The organism is Longimicrobiaceae bacterium, assembly GCA_035936415.1.
Taxonomy (GTDB): Bacteria; Gemmatimonadota; Gemmatimonadetes; order Longimicrobiales; family Longimicrobiaceae; genus JAFAYN01.
In genome coordinates this window covers 1-5,206 of sequence record DASYWD010000555.1, presented here as the reverse complement: position 1 = coordinate 5,206, position 5,206 = coordinate 1, and the positions used below count along the sequence as shown (strand labels likewise).

Annotated in this window: 4 protein-coding genes; 1 reads left to right on the top strand and 3 read right to left on the bottom strand. The window is 73.2% G+C overall.

What is annotated here, in order from left to right; all coding sequences use genetic code 11:
* A partial coding sequence (locus VGR37_22235; protein ID HEV2150133.1) for a hypothetical protein occupies nt 1-1,032 on the top strand: 1,032 nt, incomplete at its 5' end.
* Nucleotides 1,033-1,426: 394 nt separating this feature from the next.
* On the opposite strand, the gene VGR37_22230 is transcribed toward VGR37_22235, so the two are convergent.
* The 3 genes from VGR37_22230 to VGR37_22220 all read right to left on the bottom strand — a co-directional run.
* Complete coding sequence (locus VGR37_22230) at nt 1,427-2,587, bottom strand: glycosyl hydrolase (protein ID HEV2150132.1); 1,161 nt, start codon at nt 2,585-2,587, stop codon at nt 1,427-1,429.
* A complete protein-coding gene (locus tag VGR37_22225) occupies nt 2,584-4,194 on the bottom strand; it encodes a glycosyltransferase family 2 protein (protein ID HEV2150131.1) in 1,611 nt (536 codons plus the stop codon). Before VGR37_22225 ends, VGR37_22230 begins: the two co-directional genes overlap by 4 nt.
* 2 nt (nt 4,195-4,196) lie before the next feature.
* A partial coding sequence (locus tag VGR37_22220; GenBank protein HEV2150130.1) for a hypothetical protein occupies nt 4,197-5,206 on the bottom strand: 1,010 nt, incomplete at its 5' end.

The following is a 5,206-nucleotide window of genomic DNA, read 5'->3' as shown; positions in this document are numbered from 1 at the left end:
GCGCAGGCGGGTGCCCCCGAGCAGGGGGCCGATTCGGCCGCGCAGCAGCCGGCGCAGCCGGCGACCCGGTTCAAGTTCGGGAGCACGGCGGCCGAGGCGCAGCAGTGCCTGCAGCGGCGCCAGGCGGCGCTCGACTCCGCGGCAGCCGCGGTGCGCGCCGACTCCACGGCCAAGCGGCCGGGAGCGGGGCGGAACCCGGTGTTCGCGAAGGAGCAGGGCTGGTACCCGGAGATGCCGGAGTTCCGCGACGGCGCGATCCTGCCGTGCAACCGCATCGTCGTGTACTACGGCAACCCGAACTCCACGCGGATGGGCGCGCTCGGCGAGTTCCCGCGGGACGAGATGCTCGCCCGGCTCAAGCGCCAGGTGGAGGAGTGGCGGAAGGCCGACCCGAGCACCCCGGTGATCCCGGGGCTGCACATGGTCGCGGTCGTCGCGCAGGGCGACGCGGGGCCTTCGGGGAAGTACCGGACGCAGATGCGCGACGTGCAGGTGGACTCCATCTACCGGATGGCGCAGTCCATCGACGGGATCTTCTTCGTCGACATCCAGGTCGGGACGGACGACATCCGCAACATCCTGCCGCGCTTCGACTTCATCCTGAAGAACGAGGACGTGCACCTGGCCGTTGACCCCGAGTTCTACATGCGGGGCGGCGTGGTGCCCGGGCGGAAGATCGGGACGATGTACGCATCCGACATCAACTACGTCATCGACCACCTCGCGAAGATCGTCCAGGAGCACAACCTGCCCCCGAAGGTGCTGATCATCCACCGGTTCACCCGCAACATGGTGCCGGACGTGGAGAAAGTGAAGCTCCGCCCGGAGGTCCAGCTGGTCATGCACATGGACGGCTGGGGGGCTCCCTGGCTCAAGTACGACTCGTACCGCGACTACGTGGTCAAGTACCCGGCGCAGTTCACGGGGTGGAAGAACTTCTATCACAACGACACCAAGAAGGGTGACCCGCTGACCACGCCGAAGGACCTGATCCAGCTCTGGCCGGAGCCGTTGTACGTCCAGTACCAGTAGCGGCTGCGGACGGCGGATTTGGGCGTGTCCCCCCTCGCGGGGGGCCGGGCTGCGGCGCGGTAACGCACGATACAACCGTGCGTAACCGCGGCGAGCCTCCGCAAACGGCCGCGGAGTCTCGCCCCTTCGGGCTCGCATCCCTCACGCGACGGCGCCCCCACAGGGATCTCCCGGTGGGGGCGCCGTTTTTGTACCCGGTTACCGAGAGGGTGACCGGGAGGTGGGGGAGGCTCCGCAGGAGGTGCGTCTGTTTGAGCCCGCGCAGTTCCCACAGCCTGCAATGTGGCCGGGCGAGTGCTCTGGCGAGTCCCTTCGGGTGTCGCACCTCCGGAGGAGCCTCCCCCCGCCGACCCTGCGCGAAACGGCCGATCCGGCAAGAGGGGCATGCCCCTCCCTACTCCCCGCCGTGCGCCGACCAGGGCCGGATCGCCTCCGCCACCGTCCTCGCCATCGCCGTGTCGCCCGCGAACGACCAGTCCAGCTTCTGGTAGGTGACGGTGGCGTCCCCGGCGACGTGGAAGAAGAGGAGCGCCTTCACGGCGGGGTAGCGCTCGGGGAGGCCGGCGAGGGCGTCGCGGAACCACGCCTCGCGGTCGCCGCCCACGGCGAGGGTGCCGAACTCGGCCACCATGACCGGTTTTCCGAACGCCGCCAGCCGGTCGTAGTGCCTGCCGAAGATGTCTGCGAAGCTCCACCAGCGCGACCAGTGCGCCACGGTGCCGTAGTTGAGCGCGCCGGTGGCCACCCAGTCCACCACGTCGTCCCCCGGGTAGTACCAGTCGTACCCCTCGTACGCCACGTGGGGAGACCACACCCAGACGACGTTGTGGGCGCCTGCGGCGCGGAAGCGCTCCACCACGTGGCGCCAGGCGGCCACGAAATCCTCCGGCCGGTTGTTCTGCGGCCCCCAGGAGTAGCGGTAGGGGTCGTTCATCTCGTGCCCGAAGCGGAGGAAGAGCGGCTTCCCGAACTCCGCGGCCTCCGCGGCCCACTCGTCCACGTAGAAGTCGTAGTCCCCCCGCGCGATGGCGGCCAGCCCGCCGCGGTCGCGCTGCTGCCGGAGCGGGAGGTGCGGGTGCAGCCGGCTCTCGAAGTCGGTGAGCCACGGCTCCCAGGTCACCACCGGCACCGAGCCCAGCTCCCAGACCGCCTGCACCGTCCGGAGCGGGAAGCGCTGCTCCGGCTTATCGCCCCAGGCGGCGTAGAGCTGGATCAGCGGGAGCGTGGTGCCCAGCGCCCGCTCCAGCTCCACCACGCCCTGCAGCGTGGCCGGGAGGGCGCCGTCGTAGGCGCCCAGGAGCACCTCGCCGGGGGCGCGGAGCCGCGCGGGGTCCTCCCGGTACGGCGCGAACCAGCCCAGGCCGGCGGCGCGGCCGGGACCGCGGAACTGCCGGACGATGCGCCCCTCCAGGCCGGCCACCGCCGTGCCGGCCTGCGCCAGCACCGCCGAGATCGGCCCCTGGCCCTCCGAGCCGAGCGCGGTCAGCGCGTGGACGGTGAGCACGCTGCTCGCCGCCACCGCGGACACCCATGCCAGCCGCTGGACCTTGTTCACCGCAGCTCACCGCCGATTCGGGTTGGATCGATCCGCTCCCAGGGATTCCCGGGCGGGGGCGTGCGCGCCTCCCACGCCGCGTACAGCGCCCCCAGGCTGGTGGCCGCCGCCAGGGTGGCGAAGCCCACCATCCCCCACACGGCCTCGCTGCTCAGCGCCAGCGCGCCCTCCGGGGTGTCCACGAGCCGGGTGCGCACCACCCGCGCGAGGGTGGCGAGGTACGCGGCTAGCAGGAGCAGGTGCGGCCAGGCCAGCCGGAGGAAGCGCCCCCGCACCGCCTCCTTGGCTGTGGGGACGTAGGGGATCTCGGCGCGGAGCACCGCCAGGACGGTCCCCGCCAGGAACACGGGCCAGCACGCCACCTTGAGCATCATCCCCCGCCAGTGGATCCCCCGCTCCGCCTCCGGGTGGCAGAGCCAGCGCTGGGTGAACAGGTACATCGCCACCCCCACCAGCCCCACCGGGACCACCGCGGCCAGGAACTCCGCGAAGGGCATGGCCGCCGGCTGCACCCCCGCCCAGAGGTACAGGTACGGGAAGAGCAGGTACACCGGGAAGGTGAGGCCGAAGAGGTAGTAGGTGCCGATGGTCAGGTACGAGAGCCGCTGCCGCCAGGTGAGCCGTCGGACGAGGCGCGGGATCTCCGCGAAGGGGACCTCGAAGACGCCGCGCGCCCACTTGAGCTGCTGCCGCTGGAACGACCCCAGCTCCTCCGGGACCAGCCCGCGGCTCACCACCTCCGGGACGTACACCGAGCGCCAGCCGGCGGCGTGCAGCCGGACCGCCGTCACCAGGTCCTCCGCCAGCCCCACCCCGTGCCCCCCGGCCGAGGCCAGGGCGCTCCGCCGGAAGGTGCAGTTTGCGCCGATCGCCAGGCTGGTGCCGTGCCCGAACATCCCCATCAGGATGGGGCCGTAGAAGGCGTACGTCTGCTCCGCCGCGCCCGCGGCCACGAAGGAGCGCCCCTGGTTGTAGTACGCCTGGCAGACCTGCACGAACCCCACGCCGGGGTCGGAGAAGTGCCCCAGGACGCGGTCCAGGAACTCCGGGAAGGGGAGGTGGTCCGGGTCCAGCACCAGCACGAACTCCTCGTCCGTGAGCTCCAGCGCGCGGTTGATCTTCCCCGCCTTGGCGCCCGGGATCCCGACAAGCTCCAGCCATACCGCCCCGTGCCGCTCCGCCACCTCCCGGAAGCGGGGGTCGCGGGTGTCGTCCAGGAGGTAGGTGGTGTGCGGGTAGCGGATCCGCGCGCACGCCGCCAGCGTCTTCTCGAACATCGCCACCGGCTCGCCCGGGGAGCTGGTGGTGAACACCGCCACCCCCCGCCCCGCGGGAGCCGGGACGTGCTCCGGCCGCCGCAGCGCCACGTAGTTCACCCACCCCAGCACGATCCGCCCGACTCCGTACCAGAACGCCAGCGACAGGAGGACGAAGAGCGCCGGCTGGGCCACGTGCCCCGGGCGGAACCACCAGTCGGCCAGCCGCATCACGGAAACGGTGCCAGCCGCGGCGAGCGCGGCGAGCGCCGCCCGGTCCCGGAAGCGCACCGGCGCCGCGGCGCGGTGGACCCAGAGGTCGCGCGCCGGGTCCACCCTGAGCTGGAGCACGGCTACCGGCGCGCTCCCCGGGTGAGGCGGTAGGTGGCGCTGGCGCCCACCGTGGTCAGGGTGTAGAAGGCGGTACGGGTGCGCTCCCCCTCCAGCGCGATCGTCACCCCGCGGGCGGCGACCGCGCTCAGCGCCCCGCGCGCCCTCCACGGGGTGAATCCGCGCTCGGTGAACGTCAGGGGCCCCCCCGCTCCGGCCGTGAAGCCGGGCGCCTGCTCGCGCGCGTGGAAGCCGTACGAGCCGTCCACGCTCAGGGCGGCCCCGCTCCCCAGCGGGAGGGCGAGCGCGCCGACCGCGCTGTGCGAGACCACCTGCTCCGGGGTGTAGTACGCCGCGTACACCCCCTCCGGCACGCCCCCGCCGCGCCCCAGTCGGCCGCGGGGGCCGACGAAGCGGCTCTCCTGCGCGTCCTGCGCCCCGAACGCGTACCCGGCCGAGAGGCGGGCGCTCCCCCTGTGGACGAGCGGAGCGAGCACCCAGGCGTGCGCCGAGCCCACCTGGTTGCCGTCCGGGAAGCGCTTCAGCGCGTAGCCGGCCTCGCCCATCCACCCCGCGGGGTCGTTCCAGGCGAGCCCCGCGGAGGCGCCCTCGGTGAAGACCGTCTCCCCCAGGCTGGCCGCGGTCCACAGGTACGGTGCCCGCTCCGCTCCGCCGCGCAGCACCACCCCGCGCGGAAGGCGCGCCCCGATCGCCAGGCGCCCCGTCCACTCGTCCCCGAGCCCCGCCTCGCGCCGGACGATCCCGCCGGCGGCCTCCACGTCCAGGCGGAGCGCCGGCCAGTAGTCGCGCAGCTCCGCCTCCGCCACCAGCGCGTCGGCGGTGCCGCCGGCCTGGAAGCGCTGCGGCTCCACCCGCGCGGCGAGGCTGCGGAGCGGGGTCAGGTGCCACCCCGCCTCGGCCGCGAAGGCGCTCCGCTCCACCGGCTGGGTGTCGCGCCGGTACCCGCCCCCGAGGCGCACCCACGGCGCGGAGAGAGCGTTGATCTCCCCGAGCTGCCGCCGCGCGTCGGCGT